Here is a 19,769-nt window from a genome sequence, read left to right as displayed (position 1 = left end):
TGTTTTTCTTTTAGGATTCGACGATTACCAACCGTTGTTTTGTGTTAACACATTATTAGACAAGGTAATTTGATTGTCAGGAATCTGCTGTAAACCCTTAGTGGCTTGAATATTTCCAGCTGAAATCACTTTGCTAGTTGGAACGCCTCCATTTGGCAGGGTAACACTAGTAGCTAAAACAGAAGAAGCGGTACCGATCCCTTGGCGTAATAAGTCCCAATAACGAATTCCTTCCATTGCGAACTCCATATGTCTCTCATTAAGAATGTTCGACTGATTTGCCGTTAATGCCACAAAATCATTTCCTAATGCCCTTTGGCGAACTTGGTCGAAATACTGTTGAGCGCTTGAACTACCCAGTTCAGATGCCATAAGCAATACATCAGCATAACGAATAGCATAATAATCCTGGAATTGACCAATCTGAAAATTAACACCTCCTAATTGTTCTGCAATACTGCCCAAGGCGCCATCTTCATCAATAGCAGTCATTGGAGCGTATTTTTTATTGTAATAGCCAGTGTATTCTCTTTGTCCTTCCTGCTTGTTAAAAGGAATTTCCTCTTCATCTATAGCAATTACGGTTGCATCCCTTCTACTATCCCCATCTTTGTACAAATTGTAAAGCTCTGGGTTGACCGTTATACCCCAGCCTCTACCATAAGGCAAATGATCATATTCACGCATTCCAAACATAACCATCCAGTGGTTTCCGTCTGTATTGCCATTGTAATCACTGGTATAGGTGAATTTAACAGAAAAAATAACCTCTTTGTTATCTTCACCAGCAAAATTATCAACTGAAGCTGCAGGCCATAGTGTATTAAAATCATCTACTAATCCGTGTCCGCTTTTTGAGATTACATCCTCTAAATGTGCAAGAGCAGTAGATTGATTAACCACACCTACCAAATCAGGTGCACCATAGTAACCTGTATAGTACAAGTAGACTCTTGCTAATAATGATTTTGCAGCCCATTTGGTCACGCGACCTGAAGGAAGTTCAGTATACGCAACATCATCCATTTGTGTAGCAGCGAACGAAAGATCTTCGGCAATTACTTTATAGACCTCTTCTACTTCAAAACGAGGGATGATATCCTCCGATGGTTCCGTTAATAAAGGTATAGGACCAAATAATCGTACAAGATCAAAATATAAATAAGCTCGGATAAATCTAGCCTCAGCCTGGTAAGTTATTTTTAAATCTTGATTTTCACCCCATTGAACTTGATCCATTTTTTGCAAAAGCGCATTACACCTAAAGATGGCTTGGTAATACTTTACCCAAGTGTCATCAAACACATTCACATTGGCTGGTGATCTACTTGCATCAAATTCATCAAGCATTTGATATTTATAATCATCAGAATTACCCGTACCACCAAAACAGTCATCAGATAACACCTCTGATGCTACTGGAAAAGCCATTCCAGAGGCACCAATTGCAATTTGTAATCCATCATAACACCCAACAAGTGCATCATAAGCATCTGATGGTGTTTTGTAAAAGTTGTCAGAGGTTAGCTCTGTCATGGGTTCTGTATCCAAAAAGTCTTTGGTACAGGAACCAAACGCTAACATTGCGATTGATAATATATATATATTAAGTTTTTTCATTTTCTTAGAATTTAATGTTTAATCCCATCATGTATGTTCTAGGGCGAGGATAGTACCCCACATCCACTCCTGAAGAGAAATTATAGGCATCAGAAGAAATACCATATCCGACCTCAGGATCCATTCCATTATATTCAGTAAAGGTGTACAGATTAAGTACAGAGAAGTACACTCTTAATTGACTTGCAAAAAAGTTTTCCTTATTGACCCCTTTGGCGATATCATAACCCAAAGTAAGATTACTAATTCTTAAGAAATCACCATCCTTGACATAGAGGTCAGAAAATGTAGAAAAGTTTTTATTATCTACAGTTAGCCTAGGGATTGTATTGGAACTCCCTGGTCCATGCCAGCGATTCAAATACTCAGAAGGAAAGTTTCCGTAGGCTCCAGTAATATTTCTGTAAGACTGTACCAATTGATTTCCTGCTACTCCGTTTGCTTGAATAGAGAAATCCAAGGCTTTGTAATTTGCTCCGATAGAAATTCCATAAGTTAAATCAGGATTAGGATCTCCAATTTCAACCTTATCGGAGGCGTCGATCACTCCATCGCGATTGCTGTCTACATATTTCAGGTCACCAGGTAAAGCATCTGGCTGAATTAAACCTCCATTACTACCTCTGTAGTTTTGAATTTCCTCCACATCCTGGAATACACCAGCAGTCTTATAACCCCAGAAATATCCCAGACCATGTCCGTTTTCCGCTCGATAGAATTCGTTAGAGTTATCCCAAAGTTGTCCTGTTTCTCCATGGATAATACCATCATCCGTTGGAATTTGTCCAACCTCATTTTGATTATAAGCACCATTTACTCCGATCGAATAACTAAAGTCATCACTAATTTGATCTCTAAAGTTAAGCGCTAATTCAACACCTGTATTGGTAACATCTCCACCATTGATCCATTTACTATCCACTCCAGAGGTAGGAGGTACTGGTATATTGATCAACCAGTCTTTGGTTGTCTTTTCATACCAATCGAAATTAATAGTAAGTTTATTTTGAAACAACCGCGCATCAAACCCAAGATCCAGTTGTTCTGATGTCTCCCATGTCAAACCAAGATTTGGAAGACGATTCGGGTAAGCACCGGGTGTTAACACAGCTTCTTCTCCACCAAAGATGTAGTTTGTATTTTGATAGGTGATTGGCGCTAAATATTGGAAATTCCCAACATTTTGATTCCCAACTTGACCCCAACTTGCACGAAGTTTAAAGTGACTTAACCAGTTGCTACTAGAATCCATAAAATTCTCATTGCTAAGAACCCAACCTGCTGAAACGGATGGGAAATAGCCCCAACGATTTCCACTGGCAAAATTAGATGAACCATCAGCTCTAAAGGTAACATTCAAGAGGTAAGTCTCTTTGAAGTTATAGTTTAAACGTCCAAAATATGACATACGTTTAACCCGTGCATCTGGTCCTCCAGTAAGGGTAATCTGTGCTCCTTCAGTATTGGTCGCATTACTCAACCATGCATGTGCTAAATCATCAAAAACCAAGTTTACATTGCTTCCATACATAGAAACCCCTTCATAGTTAAATGAAGAAGATCCCACCATGGTTTCAAAGTGGTGGTTGTCATTAATATCGAAGGTATAGGTTAGTAAGTTATCCCAAATCAATGTTTTACCCTCACTCATATTTTGAGTTGCCGTGGTAAATTTATTAAAATCATATGAAGACAATTCATAAATAGGACTAAAAGTATGGCCCTGTGAAGAAAAGTAATCTAAACCTAAGCTAGTACGGAATTTTAAATTCTCTAAAAGCTCAAATTCCATATATACATTTCCTAGTAATTTTTTAGTCTCATAAGCATTCTGGTTTCCGTAAACCATAGAAGCATATGGGTTTGACATTCCTGATAACCATGGTTCAGAATCTCCATTAGAGTTGTAGTAATTTCCATTTTCGTCATACATAGGAATAAGCGGATTGGCTTGGAATGCACCTCTTAAAGCATTATTATACTGATTGCCAACACCGATACCATTGTTTTTAATAATAGCAAAACTCAGGTTTTCTCCAAAAGTAACTCTATCATTGTAAAACTTATGTTCTGAATTAAACCTAAAGTTATAACGTTCGTAGTTCGATAAATCTGCACCTCCTACTATACCTTCTTGATTGGTATATGAAAGTGAAGATGAATATGTAGAAGCTTCGCTACCACCGCTAAGGCCAAGGGTATAGTTCTCTGTTTTAGCCGTAGAGAACATTTCATCCATCCAATTGACCCCTTCTCCCATTTGAGCAATATCTGCATTACTAAATACAGGGGAAGCTCCAGAATTCATGACACTCTCATTGATAAGAGTCGCATATTCTTTTGCATTGGTCATGTCCATTGTTCGGGCAACTTCTTGGATACCGTAGTAGTGATCGAAAGTTATTTGTGCATGTCCCTTTCGACCTTTCCTAGTGGTCACAAGAACCACCCCATTGGCGGCTTGAGAACCGTAAATTGCAGCCGAAGCAGCATCTTTTAGAATTGAGATATTTTCAATATCAGCATTGTTGAGATAAGAGATATCAGTAGTAAGTACTCCATCCACCACATATAATGGTGAATTATTTCCTGTTGACCCTAATCCACGTATCACAACATTTAAACCCTCACCAGGTTGTCCTGATGTCGATGTAATTTGTACACCAGGAGTTTGTCCTTGTAAGGCTTGTAATGCACTAGTAGTGCTTTGTCTTTGAAGATCCTCACCACTTACTTGGAGGTTAGCTCCAGTGACGAGTTCCTTCTTTTGGGTTCCGTAACCAACAACCACAACTTCATCCAATTGTTGGGTATCAGTTTTTAGTGCTACATTCAGGGTGGTTAAACCCGCTACATCCAGCTTTTGGTTGATAAATCCAATATAACTAAATTGTAGCGAGCCCCCTTCGGGAACCTGAATAATGTAATTACCGTCAAAGTCAGTTGAGGTACCGATTGTGGTTCCTACAATCACGACATTTACACCAGGAATGGGCATGCCGTCTTCTTCAGCGGTAACAGTTCCAGTTACTGTTTTGTCTTGTGCTTGTAAAAAATTAGCTTGTAAGAGCAAGACACACAAAAATGCTAGCCTAAGGAAATTGCTTTCCAAAAGCCTTTTTGAATGCTTTTTCATAAAAAAATTAAATGTTAGTTTGAATAATAAATTAGCTTGATCTAGATAGCGTTAAAAATGAGCTGTTCATACAGCTCTTGTTTTCCGCTGATTTGATCAGGTTCGCCACTGTTTTTGGCGATAGAGCTTAGTTCCTCTAGGCTCAATTCTCCTTTTTCAAAACGAGCTCCGTTACCTTGATCATAACTGCTGTAACGTTGCTGTCTCAAATCTGTGAAATTAGTTTGTTTTAAAATGTTATCGGCACAGATAAGCCCCCGTGCAAAGGCGTCCATTCCTGAAATGTGTGCTATAAATTTGTCTTCCAGGTCTGTAGAGTTTCTTCTGACTTTAGCATCAAAATTAACACCACCGCTTCCGAGTCCACCGCCTTGCAAAATCACTAACATTGCTTCAGTGATTTCATATAAATTCAATGGAAATTGATCTGTATCCCATCCGTTTTGATAATCTCCACGGTTGGCATCTATACTTCCTAACATTCCATTGTCAACGGCAACTTGTAACTCATGTTCAAAAGTATGACCAGCCAAAGTAGCGTGATTCACCTCCAGATTGAGTTTAAAATCTTTTTCAAGACCGTATTTGTTTATAAAACCTAAACAGGTCGCTGCATCGTAATCATATTGATGTTTAGTAGGTTCCATTGGTTTTGGCTCTATTAAAAAGGTACCTGTAAACCCTTGTTTTCGTGCATAATCTCTTGCTGTGCTCAAGAACATTGCCATATGATCTAATTCACGTTTCATATTGGTATTAAGAAGACTCATATAACCTTCTCTACCACCCCAGAATACGTAATTCTCACCCCCTAATGCAATAGTTGCATCAATAGCGATTTTAACCTGGGCACCCGCATAAGCAACAACATCAAAATTTGGATTGGTTGCAGCACCATTCATGTATCTTGGATTACTGAATAAATTTGAAGTTCCCCATAGCAATTTAATCCCTGAATCCTGTTGTTTTCCTTTAGCATATTCAACCAAAGTTTCAATGCGTTTTTCAAATTCAGCAAGGGTAGGCGCCTCATCCACTACATCCACATCATGGAAACAGTAGTATGGTGTTCCTAGTTTGCTCATAAATTCAAAAGCTGCATCCATTTTTGCTTTGGCTCGATCAATTGGATCTGCGTGTTGATCCCATGCAAATACCTCAGTAGGCGCTCCAAATGGATCTCCCCCTTTATTATTAAACGTATGCCAATAGGCTGTAGCAAACCTTAAATGCTCCTTTAAAGTTTTACCACCGACAACGCGATTCTCATCATACCACTTAAAGGCTAAAGGGTTATTACTTTCCTTACCTTCAAATTTTATTTTTTCAATGTTTTTAAAATAGGCTGTACTCATAGTTAATGGATTTATATGCTATTATTATGTTTTAAAGTATTTTATATATTATTTTTCCAGTTCTGATAAATCTCTTTATACTTCTGAACTAATTCTGGGTCAGGATCAAATCGTTCTATACAAACCAATCCCTTAAAGGTCTCTTCAACACTTTTATAATACCCAAGTCCGTAGGCTGCTCCTCTAGCCGCTCCTTCGGATCCAGATGTGTCGTAAAGCTCTAAGCTTGTATTTGTGGTATGAATGAATATCTCCCTAAAAGCAGGGTTTAAAAAGAGGTTCGAATTTCCTGCACGAACAACTTTACCTTCAACACCAACTTCCCTCATAATTTCAAATCCGTAATGCATTGCAAAAACGATACCCTCACAGGCCGCTCGAACAAATTCTGGCGTCTGATGGATATTAAAGTTCAGATTCTGAACTCCTGAAAAGGCAGGTTTATTATTAAAAATACGTTCTACACCATTACCAAATGGGTAGAAACGAAGACCCTTACTCCCAGGAACGCTTTTCTTGGCAAACTCATTCAAAGTTTCATAATTAAGAGGCTCATCACGGTCCACTGACATGAGCTGCCTAATCCATTGGTATAAAATCCCAGAACCATTGATGCAGACCATTACGCCATTACGTTTATGATCCTCTTGATTGTTGACATGTAAAAATGTATTGATACGGTTGTTTTTATCGTAATCATCCAGACTACTTAAACCGTAGATCACCGCGGAGGTTCCAGCGGTGGTAGCGATTTCCCCTGGGTTGGACACATTAAGTGACCAAGCATTGTTGGGCTGATCACCTGCTCTATAACTAACGATCGCTTGATTCGAAATTCCTAACTCAGCTGCGATGCTAGGATCAACTTTGGCTTGTTCGGCAAAATTTGGAACAACTTCGGGAACAAGTTCAGTAGATATTTCCATTGCGTCCAATATTTCAGTAGCCAGACGATTTTCTTTAAAATTCCATAGTGCCGCCTCCGACAACCCGGAAGTAGAAGTTTGTGCTACTCCAGTAAGTTTTGTGGCGATAAAATCACCTGGTAACATGAAGTATTTAATCTTAGCATAGACGTCAGGTTGATTCTCCTTAACCCACTTCAATTTTGAAGCGGTAAAATTACCAGGGGAGCCAAGAATTTGCTCTTGGCAAGTCTCAGCACCTATAGCCTCATAGTGTTGTTGGCCGATTTCTGCCGCCCGACTATCACACCAAATTATGGAAGGCCGAAGTGGTTCTAAATTTTTATCAACCACAACTAGTCCATGCATTTGGTATGCTATACCAATACCTTTTACCAATTGAAAATCGACATCAGTGTTATTTTTTAATTCAGCTACGCCCTGCTTAACATTTTCCCACCACTGCTTAGGATCCTGTTCGGCCCACCCATGCTTTGGAGCATGAATTTTCATTTCGTGTTTTGGAACAGTTACATCTTGTAGCGTTTTATTCGATTCACCATCCAAGAGGGATAGTTTAATAGATGAACTCCCCAAATCGATTCCTAAGAAATACATACGCCTTTTATTTCATTTAAATTTTTAATTATTGACTGTTGGGACATCCTGTTTTGGTTCCCAAATTTGCTCCATTTCTTCTAGGGTTTTACCTTTAGTTTCAGGAACGAATTTTAAAATGAATATTCCAGACAATACTGCCATTATTCCATACACCCAGTAAGCAAATCCATTGTGGAAGGTTTCTGTCAAATAGGTGTTGTTATTCATCATTGGGAATGTCCAAGAAACTAGTAAATTCGCCAACCATTGAACGGCCACAGCAATCGCCATAGCACCTTTGATTTTATTAGGAAAAATCTCAGAGAGTAGCACCCATGTAACTGGCCCCCATGATACTGCAAAGGCCGCGATGTAAAGAAGCATAAGAAGTAAGGCTGCCATACCCGTATCCTGAGAGTACAATACAGTTCCTAAACCAATCATACTTACGGCCATAATTACACTACCTATAAACATTAACTTTTTACGCCCAAATTTATCAACGGTAAATATGGCTATAACCGTGAAGATCAAGTTTATGATTCCTACAATGATCGTCTGTAGCATAGAAGCATCTGTTTTCATACCCATGCCTTTGAAAATTTCAGGAGCATAGTATAACACCACATTAATACCTACGAATTGTTGGAATACAGATAATAATAAACCAATTATAATAATTCCCCATCCATAGCTTAGCCATGGAGCCTTTTTGATTTTGAAGGATCTTTTAATCTCGGTCAAAATTAAAGACGCTTTTGAAGGACCATTATATTTGGTAAGGGTTTCAATTGCTGCTTCGTCATTACCTTTAAGAACCTGAAAACGAGGGGTTTTTGGAACAAAAAATAACGAAATTAAAAACAAAACTGCTGGAATACATTCCGAGAGAAACATATAACGCCATCCGATTGTGTTGATCCACTGATCAGACTGCCCTTTGACAATAAAATAGTTCACAAAATAAACTATTAACATTCCGCCAACAATGGCCAACTGATTGCATGAGACCAATTTTCCACGAATATTAGCTGGAGCCATTTCAGCAATATATAGAGGAGCCAACATACTAGCGAGTCCTACACCTATTCCACCAATAATTCTGTAGACAATGAAAGTCGATAAATCGCCACTTGAAAAAGGATTTAAAAGTTCTGGATATCCTGACCCAGCTGCGGAAATAAAAAATAGAAACGCTGCAATTAGCAGTCCATTTCTTCGTCCCACAGAATTAGCAACCCTATCACCAAGAGAAGCTCCAATGATACATCCTACCAAAGCGCTACTGACCATAAACCCTAAAATAGAGTTGGTTAATGTCTCAGAAAGCACCGTTTCTTCGGAAATGAAATTGGCGTATAATAGCCAACCACCTATTAAAAAGGTAAGTACCAATAAGATGATTGAAGTTGTACGCTTGAAGAATCTAAAGAAGAATGCGCCAAACAACCCAAAGACAGTCAAGCACGATAGTACTATAATTGCTTTGTATTGTATAATTGCGGATTGTGCCAAAGCAGGATCCGTGCTCAATTCATCAATAAAAAAACTTCGTAGTGCGCCCACTGCTCCAGAAATTACAGCAGTGTCGTAACCAAATAATAAGCCTCCTAGGCTGGCTACGGCAGTAATGAGATATACATTACTGGATTTTGTGTTGGTTAGATTATCCATTAATAGTCAGTTAAACTATAACTTATAGTATATTTGACTACAATACTAATCATTAATTTTCTTTTATTCAAAATTTATTAAATAAAACTGGTTAAACGCTAATATTTAACACAAATCCCCGCACATATAAAGTTTTTTTGTATATATGCACTCTAATATATTCAGTCGATGATAGTATGGTTAAAAAGTTTATAGACGAAGAATCTGGAAAAGTTGTGGAAGAGAAGGTAATGAATGCCATTACAATTGACTGTGTAATTTTTGGCTTTGATCAGGGGAAATTAGAAGTTTTACTCGTAGAGCACGGTTCAGGGATAAGTAAGGGGAAATGGGGACTTCCAGGAGGATGGATTAAAGAAGATGAGAGCATTGACAATGCAGCACACAGAGTACTACAAGAACTTACTGGAATCGAGGATTTGTATCTTGAACAGCTAAAAGCATTTGGTGACCCTAAACGTTTCCCACTGGGTCGTGTAATCACCATTGGCTATTATGCCTTAATTAAAAAAGCAGATTATGATGTCAAAGCGGGCTTTACTGCATCGGATGCAAAGTGGTATACTATGGATCAGGTAAAGGACTTGATTTATGACCACAATGAAATCCTTTCCTATAGCCTTAAACATCTTAGAAATCGAGTTCGCCAAGCACCTATTGGATTTAATCTACTTCCAGAGAAATTTACGCTTTTACAAATCATGCAGCTCTATCAAGAGGTGCTAAACATAGAGCTTGACAAACCCAACTTTAGAAGGAAAATACTTAAAATGAAACTGCTGGTAGATCTCAAGGAAAAAGAAAAAAATGTATCTCACAGGGCAGCTAAACTCTATAAATTTGATCCAGAAATCTATAAACAACTCACCGATAAAGGGTTTAACTTTGAGATTTGATTAAAAAAATTGCCATTGAGTTCTGTCGATTTCTAAGCAACTTTAGTTAATTTAGCATTATGTTAAAGATTGTTCTCTTAGGCGGTGGAAATGTTGCACACCATCTCTTTGCCCAGTTTTCTAAAATTCCGGAGATCGAACTTATTCAGTGGTACAACCGCAGTGTATCCGCTATCCAAAAATTTGATTCCATTATCCCAGTAACCAATAAGCTTGAAAACCTAAAACAAGCGGATGTATATATAATAGCTGTAAGCGATACCGCAATTCATGAGATTTCTTCTTCTCTACCTTTTAAGGATCAATTGGTAGTACACACCTCAGGCAACACCGACTTAAAGGTGATCGATCCTAAAAACCGAGCTGGAGTATTCTATCCTCTACAGAGCTTTAGCAAAGAGAAACAAATTCATTGGAACGAAATTCCATTGCTTTTGGAAGCCACAAATGAGAAAGATCTTGAGAAATTACAATTTTTGGCAAAAAGCATGACAGATAAAGTCTATTTAATAAATTCTAAGCAGCGTAGCAGTATTCACCTTACTGCAGTCTTTGTCAATAATTTTGTCAACCACTTATACAGTATCGGAACAGACCTTAGTGAACAAGCTCAAATTCCCTTTGATATCTTTATCCCTTTAATAAAACAGACCACAAAATCTTTAGAAACCACGCCGAGTAAAGCATCCCAAACAGGTCCTGCAATTCGTGGAGATAAAAGTACTATTGAATCTCATTTGGATCAATTGAAAGATCCATTACATAAAGAAATTTACAAATCAATTACTAGATCCATAATAAACACCCATGGAAGAGAAAAGTTATAAAGAATACTTAGAAAATATTACCACATTTATCTTTGATGTGGATGGCGTATTAACAGATGGAAGTCTTGTTATCACCACCGAAGGAGAAATGCTTCGAACTATGAACGTCAAAGATGGTTACGCTATAAAAACGGCACTTGATAAAGGCTATAACATTTGTATTATTTCAGGTGGAAGTAACCCTGGGGTTCGAACACGTTTAAAAGGATTAGGTGTTACTGATATTCACCTTGGTGTAGGTGACAAAATAGAGACCCTAGATGAGTACCTAGACATTTACAACATTAAACCAGAGCAAGCTCTTTATATGGGAGATGACATTCCAGATTATCACGTGATGAAAATGGTCGGAATGCCATGTTGCCCGAATGATGCAGTTGCCGAGATTAAAGAAATTTCAAAATACATCTCACACAAACAAGGTGGAAAAGGATGTGTTAGAGATGTCATTGAACAAGTTCTCAAGGTTCAAGGTAAATGGAAGGACAATTACAATGCACAATATGACTAAAAGCTAACAAGGGATCAATGTTACTAAATAAGCGTATTAAGAATTATAACATCATACTTGCCTCGGGTTCTCCTAGAAGACAACAGTTTTTTAAAGACCTGGGGTTAGAGGTTGAGATTCGATTAAAGAAAGTTGTGGAAGAATACCCACCAAGACTTTACCAATTTGAAATCTCAGATTATCTAGCGCAATTAAAGGCGTTACCACATAAGGATGAACTAAGAGAAAACGATATCCTGATTACCTCGGACACCATTGTATGGCACCAAAGTAAAGCTTTAGGCAAGCCCAATAACCGCAGTGAAGCTATTGCAATGCTAAAGTCTCTTTCAGGACATACTCACCAGGTTATTACCTCCGTTTGCTTTACCACTACTACTGTAGAGAAAACCTTGAATCACACCACAAATGTGTACTTTAAAATCCTTAGCGATGAAGAAATCATCTACTACGTAGACACTTATGAACCCTATGATAAAGCAGGCGCCTATGGTATTCAGGAGTGGATTGGTCAAATTGGCATCGAAAAGATCGAAGGTTCCTTTTTTAATGTAGTAGGATTGCCTGTATTTGAGGTTTATCGCACCCTAGAAGAGCTCGTAAACTTTAGACCTAAGCAATAATAAACAGTAGGTTAGAGATGACTTTACTCTTTTTTACCATTCCCTGACATGGTACTCATCAGACCCTCCTTAACATTTAACCAAAGGTAATTAAAGAAGGACTTTTCTCTATTGCGCTCCACCTCATATTGCCCGTATCGGAATCCATCCTTATCTGTCTTTTTTCCGTCATTTGTAAAAATGCTAACTACAGCGGTAAGTAATTTATTAACCCCAAGTCGATCCTTTTTAAGGACAAAGAACTCAAAATCATCGTAGCTCATTTTCATATCGCCATGAGACTTGAATTCATGACCGCTAAAGGTGAAGTACATTTGATGAATACTCCCTTTTACTTCAGCTTTCATATTGGTACGCAGAAACGGATTAATTTTGGAGGAGTCAAACTGAGCAAGACTCCCTGTGACCAAAAATTCGTTGTCGGATTTCATAGGATCAAATGACCAGTTAAGGGTTAAAGGTCCATCCCCCATCAATTCTGCATTTATATCCACCACCACCATTCCATTGCCTCTACTATGGATGTTTAGAATGTCGGCATATACCTCTGTAAAGAGTAAACGCTCTGGTTTCACATCTGCAACTACTCGCTCTTGGTAACTTACCTGGCCGCTAGAAACCTCTATAGAATCTACTTTAAGATCAAAATCTAAATCACGTAAGCTTTGGTTGTAGAGTTTTTTGATAGTTGTATCATCAGGGAGGAGTTTATCCCGGTACACTCCTATTTCAGGTCGTTGGAGATGTACTTTTGCAAAATGCAACTTAGGACTTCCTTCATCTAGTCCAAAATTAGGTTGCACTAAAGCAATGGAATCAAATGCTATATCGTAATGATCATGTTCAACTGTGAGCATTTTTGAAAGTTCCCCCTTATTATATTTGGATTGAAGCAACAATTTATTGATATACCCACTTTGGGTATCTATATGAAGATCCCTCCAGGTAATAAACTCTAGAGAACTTAGATCATAATATCCTTTTTTAGTGCTTAAACTATAATCCTTAAGACTAAAGGGAACAACTCTATTTTTTGTCTGCTCATTAAAAGCAACCTCTTTAAGCACAAGATCTATGTTCTCAATTTTAAGACCACTACTATCATTTACCTTTTGATGAACCTTAAATTGACCATTTTGAATTTGGAATTTTTCAAAGAATATACTCTTTGACTTCTGGCCATTGGCACTCTTAGAACTACTATCTTTCTTTACAACTACAGAAAAAGAAGGTTCATCAAAAAACAACTCTGATATAACAATATCACCACTTTTTAAAAGAGGTATAAAATGCAATCCAGAAACCTTAATGCGTTTTGACTCCAATTCCACACCTTCAGAATTAAGCTGAACACCATTTAAGGTAATGCTGCCTAAAAGAACATTTGTACTGAGGCTTTTATAATCCAAAGTTATGTTTTTTGGTACCTCCTCTTGAAGAACATCTTCCACCTTATGGGCGAAAAATAATTGAGCCATGATTCCAACCACAACTAGAAAGCCTAGAATAAAAAGCAGTATTTTTATAAGTCTTTTATTAAGTCTCATATAGTCGTATATGTAAGTATTGTAATTCTTAATCCCTAACTAGTACTAAAAAACATAAGTTAATCATCTACTTTAATTAAACTAATTTATTTAACTAGTTATAAAGGGATTATAGAGTCTATTAAACTCATCATCAAGAAATCTTATACCTGCTCAATATCCCCTTAAATCCAAGTTTTTAACGCTTTGAAATGAGGTAGTCGATGGAATACCTTCCTGCTCCAGTCAATAACAACATAACATAAATAAGTAAATAGTGTAATCCCATCTCTTGCTTTACAAATGGATCCGCAGCATGAATAACAAACACCGCTACAAGCATGGTTATAATAAGGGGAATCACCACAAGTCTAGTTGCACATCCTAGTATAACAAAAATAGAACATCCAATTTCTGCGAATAAGGCCAAATAGAGTGATAGTTCATCCCCTACCCCCATGAAATCATAAAACTGAATTGGAGACTGGTCCAGCATAGGGATCTTAGAAATTCCATGTACCAACATTAGAGCACCAATACCCACTCGGGCAATTAATAATGCTAAATCAACACTAGAAGCGCTTCGGCTTACACTAAAAATTTTATTCATATTCCTGTTTTATTAACTAGGTTTTATAATAGTGGTTTTAACTCCACATATATCGATGAAATTTAAATGAACAATTAAGTTGTCCTACACAAATATACAAATTCCGCTCTTGTTAAAAAGAGCACAAATCCCCTCATGCTGCACAAACTAAAAACCGTGCTCAAATCACTACAAGTGTAAATTGTCAGCCAAATGAGTTAAACTAAGAAAAATAACTTTCCTATCTTTGACTAAAGGATCTAGTGAAGCAAAACCCAACAAATACTGCAGTTAATAAAAAAATTAAAACTGCTTTTAATGCGGTAATTTAAACGCTTTACTGGACTAAAAAATGTAAAAGCTAATGTATCTTTGTTAGACACTTATAGGACTTAAATTTATGCTAGAATTATTTCAAGGGTATCAAAAACAATTATTGCAAACCATCATCGCTTTAGCCATTATTCTTTTGATTCGTTTTCTTTTATACAAAACGATTAAAAGAGTTGGTAAAATGGGTGAATTAGATCCTAATAGAACTAGGTTGATCTTTAAGTATTTTAACTTTTTTATCAGCACTGTTGGGATTTTTATTATAAGTATTTTCTGGGGCGTAAACATCGATGACCTCGGGTGGTTTATTTCATCGGCTTTCGCGGTTATCGGAGTGGCTTTCTTTGCTGTCTGGTCTATTTTGAGCAATGTCACTGCCGGTATTATACTTTTCTTTTCATTCCCTTTTAAAATTGGAGACCGTATCCGCATTCAAGACAAGGATTTCCCAACAGAAGGTCTTATAGAGGATATTAGAGCTTTCCATATCCATATACGCAGTGATGAAGGGGAGCTTCTTACCTACCCCAACAACCTTTTACTTCAAAAAGGGGTTGCCCAGATTAGTAAAGCAAAAAAAGACGACGACGGGAAGGACAGTATTTAATCGAGGCTAAAGAATAGTAGAATGAAAAAAATTGCAGTGCTCACAGGGGCAGGAATTAGCGCAGAGAGTGGCATTAAAACCTTTAGAGATGCAGATGGTCTATGGGAGGGACATGATGTGATGAGCGTTGCTACACCTGAGGGTTGGCAAAACAATCCAGAATTAGTACTGGACTTTTACAATCAAAGGCGCCGACAATTACATATGGTAAAACCCAATGTAGCACACCTAACCCTAGCCAAGTTAGAAGAGCAATTTGAAATTGATATTATAACCCAAAATGTAGATGATCTACATGAGAGAGCAGGTAGTAGTAGTGTAATTCACCTTCACGGAGAATTACTAAAGGCCAGAAGCTGCGTAAATCCAAGCCTTATTTTTCCATGGAAAGAAGATATCAAATTAGGGGATTTATGTAAATACCAAAAGCAAATACGACCCCATATTGTATGGTTTGGCGAAGAGGTTCCTTTACTTGAAAAAGCAGCGGCTATCGTGGCCAAAGCTGACCTTGTTATGATAATTGGAACTTCTATGCAAGTATATCCTGCAGCAGGGTTAATAGACTACAAAAAACCGGGTGCACCAATATACTTTATAGACCCAAAACCTAGTATCTGTGAAGATTCCATTGCGGATTTAAAAATTATCGCAGAAAAGGCCACTGTAGGGGTTCCTATTGCGGTAGATCTTTTGTCTGATATTTGAGTTGTAACATGGCAGCCCAATCGGTAATCCCCTTGATTTGTTCCTTGGTCAAATTAGCATCTTTATGCAACCAACGGTACGATTTTAAAGGCATCCAACCTTCGTTTACCGCCTCGGTAATCTCCTCTAACTTGTGAATTTTTTTCTTAGGAGAATAATGTTCCCATTTAGAAAAGTCCAAATGCTTTTTCCCATCCTTAATGTGCGAAGAAAACCAATATGACAAGGGTTCTATCCCTGTGTACCACGGGTACCGGGTGGAATTAGAATGACAGTCATAACAGGCATTTATTAACGTAGCTTCTACAATTTTAGGAGGACTAGTCGCTAAGATGATATCCGTGGGTGGCGTAGTATCAGCCTTATTGAGTTTTGGCGGAAAAAATTGCATCACAACAAGTGCAGTGAATAACAAAAAGAGAATATTTTTAAATACCCGCATAATTTTCTATTTTTATTAAATGTAAAAAACTTCATGGACTCCACATAAGTGATCACCGTAAATTTTTAGAAATCAATGAGAACCTCCCAATCTGCCTATAAAAACAACAATGGAATTTAAATCGCAAATTCAGTCCTTAAAGGCCTATAAGGCAGACCGACAATACTTAGCAGATAAGGTCCTTCAAAACAAAGAGCTCTTTCCTATTTTAATGGATTATAGCCTGTGTAATGATTCAAGCATTGGCAAACCCTCATGCTGGGTACTTGAATATGTCTGCATCGCTAAGCTTCCTTGGATTCACCCTTACTTAAAGCGGTTCATTAAACAGCTTCCTTTGATTGAAAATAAATCCTCCAAACGCTGCTGCGCAAGAATTTGCATGCAGCTTTGCCAAAGTTATTTTCTTGACAAAGATATAAGCACTATCGAAGCTATTGATAAATCCGATCTAGAATCACTAATTGAGGTAAATTTTGATTGGTTGATAAATAATGAGAAAGTAGCCACCAAAGCCTACGCTATGGAGACATTATATCATTTAGGAAAAGCTTTTATTTGGGTTCACCCTGAACTTAAAGCAATCCTCCAAAAGGGAATTCCAAACCATACTATGGCTTACACCGCACGAGCTAGACATATTCTTAACAAAATTTGAGTTTATATTTTTCACAAATAAGTTGACCCATTGCTTTGATAAGGTTAAATTTGTGCTTTTAATTCAAATCCCAATGGGATTTTAACTAGAATCACTGTAGAACTTTAGCATTTCAGTGATTTTTAATTTTATCAAAACATGCAATTAACATCCTTAACGGCTATTTCTCCAATCGATGGGAGGTATCGTAGCAAAACCGACAAATTAGCTGAATATTTTTCAGAAGAGGCCCTTATTAAATTCCGAGTTCGAGTTGAAATCGAATACTTTATTGCCCTTTGTGAAATTCCCCTGCCACAGTTAAAAGGATTTGACAGCTCTCAATTTTCAAAGCTCAGAGATATTTACAATGACTTTAAAAGCGAGGATGCCCTAGCCATTAAGGAAATTGAAAAAACAACTAACCACGATGTAAAGGCAGTTGAATACTTTATCAAAGAAAAATTCGACCGCCTAGGATTACAAGCCTATAAAGAATTCATCCATTTTGGTCTTACATCTCAGGATATCAATAACACGGCCATACCGCTATCTATCAAAGAGGCCTTAGAGCAGAGTTATCTTCCTAGTTACGAGAGTCTGATCGACAAACTTCAGTCTTTAGCTAAACAATGGGAAAACGTACCAATGCTAGCTAGAACACATGGTCAACCGGCTTCCCCAACTAGACTAGGCAAAGAGATTCAGGTATTTGTCGTTAGACTTTCAGAGCAATTCAATAGTCTAAAAACAATTCCAATTGCAGCCAAGTTTGGAGGAGCAACCGGAAATTACAATGCACATTTGGTAGCCTATCCCCAGGTGAACTGGAAAGCATTTGGTGGAAAATTCGTAGAGGAAACTCTTCAACTAAGACATTCCTTCCCTACTACTCAAATTGAACATTACGATCATATAGCTGCTTTGTTTGACGCCTTAAAACGCATCAACACCGTTATTATAGATTTCAACAGGGATATATGGACTTATATTTCCATGGATTACTTTAAACAACGTATTAAAGAAGGAGAAGTTGGATCATCTGCAATGCCTCATAAAGTAAATCCTATTGATTTTGAAAATTCAGAAGGAAACCTAGGAATAGCAAATGCTATTTTTGAACACTTATCTGCAAAACTACCAATCTCAAGATTGCAAAGAGATTTAACAGATAGTACAGTACTTAGAAATGTTGGAGTGCCATTTGCACATACCCTCATTGCCTTTGAATCTACTTTAAAAGGTTTGAATAAATTGTTACTCAATCAAGCGAAGTTTGAAGAGGATTTAGAGAAAAATTGGGCGGTGGTAGCAGAAGCTATTCAAACTATCCTTAGAAGAGAGGCATATCCAAATCCATATGAGGCTCTTAAAAACCTAACAAGGACCAATCAGGTAATTAACCAAGAGTCCATCTCAAATTTCATCGATACCCTTGAGGTTTCGGATGCAATAAAAGCAGAATTGAAACAGATTACTCCTTCAAATTATACAGGTATTTAAAAACCGTAAAAAACAATTAAAAAATGCCCGAAGATATTATCTCGGGCATTTTTAATTATTGAAGCTTTGACCGTATTTTAATCAAGGACTATTATTTGTCAAAAACTCCTTTTAGTTGACCTTCAAGTCCAGAAACATCAATGCTTCCGTTCTCCAGGGCTTTCACTAATGTTATCATATTCTCAGGCTTCATATCCTTTCCAAGAACCCGTATCAAGGCAAGACCTTCATCATCACTACTGCCAAATATAATTACCTCATCAATGGCCTCATCGGTACCTAAGTACTTAATGGTGCCTCGGTGAATTCCACTGTTCATCACCATAAGGTCTTGATACTTATCATCTTTTAAAATCTCGCTAATGGTTTGTTTTTCCTTTTCGTATTCTAAGGAATTTTCCTGGTTTAATCTAAATGCCAATACATTTAGCTTTTTGACAGATTCAAAAGCTTGTTTCTGTTGGTCAGAAAGTAAGGTGTTATCGACACTTAAAATACTAGATGGGATGTCTATAGAAATGAAATTTGAATTCTGGTTTTGGCTTACAAAGTATTCCTGTAAACTAGGAGTACCATTTGAACAGGAGAAAAAAGCTATACTAAGCACCAAAACTGCTATGTAATTACCTATGTATTCCATATGGATATATTGATGTTGATTAATTAAAGGAACCTCCATAAATCGGAGGTTCCTATTTTGTTATTTTGAATTATTTATGTTTTTGTCCTGCCTTACCGAGCTGATCACCTCCTGGCAGGTCCATTTTTGAGGTAAGTTTAGAGATCTGACGTAAATCGATATTACCTGTTAAGGACAACAATACTGTTTCTGGCTTTCTTCCAGCGATTTCCAAATCCTCATAATTTAGATCCGTAACTAGCATGATCAATTCTTTGACATGGAACTCATCACCACCCTCCTTTACATAGAACTTAACATTGGCATCACCATCGCGAACACGCATCAATTCTTCAAAATTAGACTTGGTTAAATGGTTGGTCACCCAATTATCCAAATCTCTAGTGATGTCTGGCTTCTCAGTGGTGATCACCTTGAAACTAGTGATGTTATTGACCAAATCGTAAACCGCCTGCGCATCTGGATCATCCGAACTGACACTTATTTTGCTGAGCATTTGAAACATTTTCGGCTGTAAGGCTACATAGGTAACCTCTGAATTATCAGCATACTTATCAAAAATACTTTGCGCTTGTGTCAATAAAGGAGACAATGCGACCATAATAATTACTAAATACTTTTTCATACTTCTGAAATT

General features: G+C 37.4%; 18 protein-coding genes. 8 read left to right on the top strand and 10 right to left on the bottom strand.

Annotated features, from left to right (window positions below; all coding sequences use genetic code 11):
* Positions 1–24: 24 nt before the first annotated feature.
* Genes I215_RS03120 through xylE form a run of 5 tightly spaced genes read right to left on the bottom strand, consistent with a single transcriptional unit; the run spans position 25 to position 9,290 of the window.
* Positions 25–1,620, bottom strand: coding sequence for a RagB/SusD family nutrient uptake outer membrane protein (locus tag I215_RS03120; RefSeq protein WP_008990498.1), 1,596 nt, complete (start codon positions 1,618–1,620; stop codon positions 25–27).
* 4 nt (positions 1,621–1,624) lie between these two features.
* Positions 1,625–4,756, bottom strand: a complete 3,132-nt coding sequence (locus I215_RS03115; protein WP_008990497.1) for a SusC/RagA family TonB-linked outer membrane protein — start codon at positions 4,754–4,756, stop codon at positions 1,625–1,627.
* Between the two features lie 41 nt (positions 4,757–4,797).
* Positions 4,798–6,111 carry a xylose isomerase gene (xylA, locus tag I215_RS03110; RefSeq protein ID WP_008990496.1) on the bottom strand — a complete coding sequence of 438 codons (1,314 nt, stop codon included), beginning with the start codon at positions 6,109–6,111 and terminating at the stop codon, positions 4,798–4,800.
* 41 nt (positions 6,112–6,152) lie between these two features.
* Positions 6,153–7,634 (bottom strand): xylulokinase, encoded by a 1,482-nt coding sequence (locus I215_RS03105; RefSeq protein ID WP_008990495.1) that lies wholly within the window; start codon positions 7,632–7,634, stop codon positions 6,153–6,155.
* A 24-nt stretch (positions 7,635–7,658) separates the two neighbouring features.
* Entirely contained in the window at positions 7,659–9,290 is a 1,632-nt protein-coding gene (gene xylE / locus I215_RS03100; protein WP_008990494.1) for a D-xylose transporter XylE, read from the bottom strand.
* Between the two features lie 176 nt (positions 9,291–9,466).
* Between xylE and I215_RS03095 the strand changes: the two genes are divergently transcribed.
* Genes I215_RS03095 through I215_RS03080 form a run of 4 tightly spaced genes read left to right on the top strand, consistent with a single transcriptional unit; the run spans position 9,467 to position 12,147 of the window.
* On the top strand, positions 9,467–10,186 hold the full coding sequence (locus I215_RS03095; RefSeq protein WP_008990493.1) for an NUDIX hydrolase: 720 nt from the start codon (positions 9,467–9,469) through the stop codon (positions 10,184–10,186).
* Positions 10,187–10,245: 59 nt separating this feature from the next.
* The gene (locus tag I215_RS03090) at positions 10,246–11,013 is read left to right on the top strand and encodes a Rossmann-like and DUF2520 domain-containing protein (RefSeq protein WP_008990492.1); all 768 of its coding nucleotides are present in this window, start codon (positions 10,246–10,248) and stop codon (positions 11,011–11,013) included.
* Positions 10,994–11,524 carry a KdsC family phosphatase gene (locus tag I215_RS03085; RefSeq protein WP_008990491.1) on the top strand — a complete coding sequence of 177 codons (531 nt, stop codon included), beginning with the start codon at positions 10,994–10,996 and terminating at the stop codon, positions 11,522–11,524. The genes I215_RS03090 and I215_RS03085 overlap by 20 nt, the downstream gene beginning before the upstream one ends.
* 17 nt (positions 11,525–11,541) lie before the next feature.
* Positions 11,542–12,147 carry a Maf-like protein gene (locus I215_RS03080; RefSeq protein WP_008990490.1) on the top strand — a complete coding sequence of 202 codons (606 nt, stop codon included), beginning with the start codon at positions 11,542–11,544 and terminating at the stop codon, positions 12,145–12,147.
* A gap of 23 nt (positions 12,148–12,170) precedes the next feature.
* On the opposite strand, the gene I215_RS03075 is transcribed toward I215_RS03080, so the two are convergent.
* Entirely contained in the window at positions 12,171–13,694 is a 1,524-nt protein-coding gene (locus I215_RS03075; RefSeq protein WP_008990489.1) for an AsmA family protein, read from the bottom strand.
* A 178-nt stretch (positions 13,695–13,872) separates the two neighbouring features.
* Positions 13,873–14,283 (bottom strand): DoxX family protein, encoded by a 411-nt coding sequence (locus I215_RS03070; protein ID WP_008990488.1) that lies wholly within the window; start codon positions 14,281–14,283, stop codon positions 13,873–13,875.
* 379 nt (positions 14,284–14,662) lie between these two features.
* On the opposite strand from I215_RS03070, the gene I215_RS03065 reads away from it, so the two are divergent.
* Together I215_RS03065 and I215_RS03060 are read left to right on the top strand one after the other, a co-directional pair.
* On the top strand, positions 14,663–15,202 hold the full coding sequence (locus tag I215_RS03065) for a mechanosensitive ion channel domain-containing protein (protein WP_008990487.1): 540 nt from the start codon (positions 14,663–14,665) through the stop codon (positions 15,200–15,202).
* Positions 15,203–15,223: 21 nt separating this feature from the next.
* On the top strand, positions 15,224–15,910 hold the full coding sequence (locus I215_RS03060; protein WP_008990486.1) for an SIR2 family NAD-dependent protein deacylase: 687 nt from the start codon (positions 15,224–15,226) through the stop codon (positions 15,908–15,910).
* Here I215_RS03060 and I215_RS03055 read toward each other — a convergent pair.
* Positions 15,879–16,352: a heme-binding domain-containing protein gene (locus I215_RS03055; protein WP_008990485.1), complete on the bottom strand. Its 474-nt coding sequence runs from the start codon at positions 16,350–16,352 to the stop codon at positions 15,879–15,881. The genes I215_RS03060 and I215_RS03055 overlap by 32 nt on opposite strands.
* Before the next feature lie 109 nt (positions 16,353–16,461).
* On the opposite strand from I215_RS03055, the gene I215_RS03050 reads away from it, so the two are divergent.
* Positions 16,462–17,010 carry a hypothetical protein gene (locus tag I215_RS03050; RefSeq protein WP_008990484.1) on the top strand — a complete coding sequence of 183 codons (549 nt, stop codon included), beginning with the start codon at positions 16,462–16,464 and terminating at the stop codon, positions 17,008–17,010.
* 138 nt (positions 17,011–17,148) lie between these two features.
* Positions 17,149–18,492: an adenylosuccinate lyase gene (purB, locus tag I215_RS03045; RefSeq protein WP_008990483.1), complete on the top strand. Its 1,344-nt coding sequence runs from the start codon at positions 17,149–17,151 to the stop codon at positions 18,490–18,492.
* Between the two features lie 91 nt (positions 18,493–18,583).
* Here the strand turns inward: purB and I215_RS03040 are convergent, their stop codons facing one another.
* Together I215_RS03040 and I215_RS03035 are read right to left on the bottom strand one after the other, a co-directional pair.
* A complete protein-coding gene (locus I215_RS03040) occupies positions 18,584–19,132 on the bottom strand; it encodes a DUF4252 domain-containing protein (protein WP_040459740.1) in 549 nt (182 codons plus the stop codon).
* 70 nt (positions 19,133–19,202) lie between these two features.
* Complete coding sequence (locus I215_RS03035) at positions 19,203–19,757, bottom strand: DUF4252 domain-containing protein (RefSeq protein WP_008990481.1); 555 nt, start codon at positions 19,755–19,757, stop codon at positions 19,203–19,205.
* Positions 19,758–19,769 lie beyond the last annotated feature (12 nt).

The organism is Galbibacter marinus, from assembly GCF_000300875.1.
GTDB classification, from domain to species: Bacteria; Bacteroidota; Bacteroidia; order Flavobacteriales; family Flavobacteriaceae; genus Galbibacter; species Galbibacter marinus.
Note: the sequence above shows the minus strand (reverse complement) of the source record. Positions and strands in the feature narration are given on the sequence as shown.

What these genes read in the sequence shown, in the direction of transcription:
- I215_RS03120 (WP_008990498.1), bottom strand. Translation starts at nt 1,620, where the DNA reads ATGAAAAAACTTAATATATATATATTATCAATCGCAATGTTAGCGTTT.
- I215_RS03115 (WP_008990497.1), bottom strand. Translation starts at nt 4,756, where the DNA reads ATGAAAAAGCATTCAAAAAGGCTTTTGGAAAGCAATTTCCTTAGGCTA.
- xylA (WP_008990496.1), bottom strand. Translation starts at nt 6,111, where the DNA reads ATGAGTACAGCCTATTTTAAAAACATTGAAAAAATAAAATTTGAAGGT.
- I215_RS03105 (WP_008990495.1), bottom strand. Translation starts at nt 7,634, where the DNA reads ATGTATTTCTTAGGAATCGATTTGGGGAGTTCATCTATTAAACTATCC.
- xylE (WP_008990494.1), bottom strand. Translation starts at nt 9,290, where the DNA reads ATGGATAATCTAACCAACACAAAATCCAGTAATGTATATCTCATTACT.
- I215_RS03095 (WP_008990493.1), top strand. Translation starts at nt 9,467, where the DNA reads ATGGTTAAAAAGTTTATAGACGAAGAATCTGGAAAAGTTGTGGAAGAG.
- I215_RS03090 (WP_008990492.1), top strand. Translation starts at nt 10,246, where the DNA reads ATGTTAAAGATTGTTCTCTTAGGCGGTGGAAATGTTGCACACCATCTC.
- I215_RS03085 (WP_008990491.1), top strand. Translation starts at nt 10,994, where the DNA reads ATGGAAGAGAAAAGTTATAAAGAATACTTAGAAAATATTACCACATTT.
- I215_RS03080 (WP_008990490.1), top strand. Translation starts at nt 11,542, where the DNA reads ATGTTACTAAATAAGCGTATTAAGAATTATAACATCATACTTGCCTCG.
- I215_RS03075 (WP_008990489.1), bottom strand. Translation starts at nt 13,694, where the DNA reads ATGAGACTTAATAAAAGACTTATAAAAATACTGCTTTTTATTCTAGGC.
- I215_RS03070 (WP_008990488.1), bottom strand. Translation starts at nt 14,283, where the DNA reads ATGAATAAAATTTTTAGTGTAAGCCGAAGCGCTTCTAGTGTTGATTTA.
- I215_RS03065 (WP_008990487.1), top strand. Translation starts at nt 14,663, where the DNA reads ATGCTAGAATTATTTCAAGGGTATCAAAAACAATTATTGCAAACCATC.
- I215_RS03060 (WP_008990486.1), top strand. Translation starts at nt 15,224, where the DNA reads ATGAAAAAAATTGCAGTGCTCACAGGGGCAGGAATTAGCGCAGAGAGT.
- I215_RS03055 (WP_008990485.1), bottom strand. Translation starts at nt 16,352, where the DNA reads ATGCGGGTATTTAAAAATATTCTCTTTTTGTTATTCACTGCACTTGTT.
- I215_RS03050 (WP_008990484.1), top strand. Translation starts at nt 16,462, where the DNA reads ATGGAATTTAAATCGCAAATTCAGTCCTTAAAGGCCTATAAGGCAGAC.
- purB (WP_008990483.1), top strand. Translation starts at nt 17,149, where the DNA reads ATGCAATTAACATCCTTAACGGCTATTTCTCCAATCGATGGGAGGTAT.
- I215_RS03040 (WP_040459740.1), bottom strand. Translation starts at nt 19,132, where the DNA reads ATGGAATACATAGGTAATTACATAGCAGTTTTGGTGCTTAGTATAGCT.
- I215_RS03035 (WP_008990481.1), bottom strand. Translation starts at nt 19,757, where the DNA reads ATGAAAAAGTATTTAGTAATTATTATGGTCGCATTGTCTCCTTTATTG.